At 44.0% G+C, this 1,784-nt stretch carries 3 protein-coding genes; 1 reads left to right on the top strand and 2 read right to left on the bottom strand.

Annotated features, from left to right (window positions below; all coding sequences use genetic code 11):
- The coding region (gene hemH / locus A3735_RS27805; protein ID WP_068639062.1) for a ferrochelatase at positions 1-1,047 on the top strand (1,047 nt) is incomplete at its 5' end.
- Positions 1,048-1,106: 59 nt separating this feature from the next.
- Here the strand turns inward: hemH and A3735_RS29915 are convergent.
- Together A3735_RS29915 and A3735_RS27800 are read right to left on the bottom strand one after the other, a co-directional pair.
- Entirely contained in the window at positions 1,107-1,277 is a 171-nt protein-coding gene (locus A3735_RS29915; protein WP_156490163.1) for a DUF6435 family protein, read from the bottom strand.
- Between the two features lie 113 nt (positions 1,278-1,390).
- The coding region (locus tag A3735_RS27800; RefSeq protein WP_156499980.1) for an integrase core domain-containing protein at positions 1,391-1,784 on the bottom strand (394 nt) is incomplete at its 5' end.

Below are 1,784 nucleotides of genomic sequence, written 5' to 3'. Positions count from 1 at the left end.
CAAGAAGATAAAATAGGTGTGTTAATTACCAACTTAGGTACTCCCGACGCACCAACACCACAAGCTTTACGAGTTTACCTCAGACAATTTCTGTCTGACCCTCGCGTTGTAGAAATTCCGCGACTTATCTGGCTGATAATTTTACACGGCATTATTTTACGCATACGTCCTAAAAAGTCGGCTAAAGCCTATGCCTCGGTTTGGACGGAGCATGGTTCACCATTGCTTTCGCACACACAAGAGCAGGCAAAAGCCTTAAGCAAGAGGCTAGAAACCAAATTGGGTGACCAGGTTGTTACCAAGTTTGCGATGCGTTACGGCAACCCTTCCATCGACAAGGTAATGAATTCAATGCTAGAAGAAGGTGCTCGACGCTTAGTGATCCTTCCCTTGTATCCTCAATACTCAGGTTCGACTACCGGTTCCACCTTTGACGCGGTCTCTACAGAACTAACAGCGCGTCGCTGGGTGCCTGAACTCCGCTTTATAACTTCTTATCACGACCATCCGCTGTATATCAAAGCAATGGCCGATAAAATAAAACAGTTTTGGTCTGAGAACGGCCAGGCTGACAAGCTCATGCTATCTTTTCATGGTGTCCCCAAACGATACTTAGAGTTAGGTGACCCATACTACTGTCATTGCCAAGTCACTTCTCGACTATTAACTGAAGCGCTGGATATTGATGCGGATAAAGTTATCACAAGCTTTCAGTCGCGTTTTGGTAAAGCTGAGTGGCTTAAACCGTATACCGACCACACCTTGAAATCACTCCCCGATAAAGGCGTCTCATCTGTTCAAGTATTTTGCCCTGGTTTTTCATCAGACTGTTTAGAAACGCTTGAGGAAATTGCCGTGGAAAATCGAGATTATTTTCTAGAAGCCGGCGGACAAAGTTATCAGTATATCCCTGCGTTAAACTCAGATAGGAGCCATATTGATTTACTAGAATCGATAATCGACAGCAACCTTCAAGGATGGGAGGTCAAGGCTCAGGATTATCAGGCACGTGAACGCAGGTTTAAAGGATGTCCTTTACACCAGTAATACTAAACAGACCTTCTAGCATGGCGCCTGAAGGTCTTTTCACTGATGCGTTCACAAGTTTAAGACTGCTGCCGATCCTTTATTTGCTGATATACCAAATCAGCATCCTGGGTTCGCTTGGCATACTCTCTCATATCGCCCATTCTTTGAGCCTCGAAAGCGTAGGTCAGCTTTCTTTCATATTCCTTAATCAAGCGTTTCATTGTGTGTTGCTTAAATAGATTGATCATTGCGCTATTTCCTATTTATAGAGGGTACTTATTAAATACGTCTGTATAAGGGAAATAGATTACAATCATCCGGCAAAAGACCATTATTCAGGGAACCAACAGCTGTGTAGTGGTCAACTAAAACTGGCCAGCCCGTTATAAGTTTTTTCGTAAGCCTGTTCAGTCAATAACGGTGACATACCACCATTATGATGATGAGGCCGATGACGATTGTAGTAACCATTAATGTATTGATCGATAGCTGCTTCTGCTTCCATAAACGATTCATATCCTGATCGCGGCATCCATTCTGTTTTAAAGCTTCTAAAGAATCGCTCCATTGGCGCATTATCCCAGCAATTTCCTCTGCGACTTAGGCTTTGTCGAATGCCATAACGCCATAGCAGCTGACGATAGGATTGGCTTGTGTAATGACAACCTTGATCGCTGTGAAATAGCACGCCCTTCGGTTTGCCACGACTTTCATAAGCCACTCTCAATGCCTTCTTGGTTAACTCACTGTCGGGA

Source organism: Oleiphilus sp. HI0061, assembly GCF_001635675.1.
Note: the sequence above shows the minus strand (reverse complement) of the source record. Positions and strands in the feature narration are given on the sequence as shown.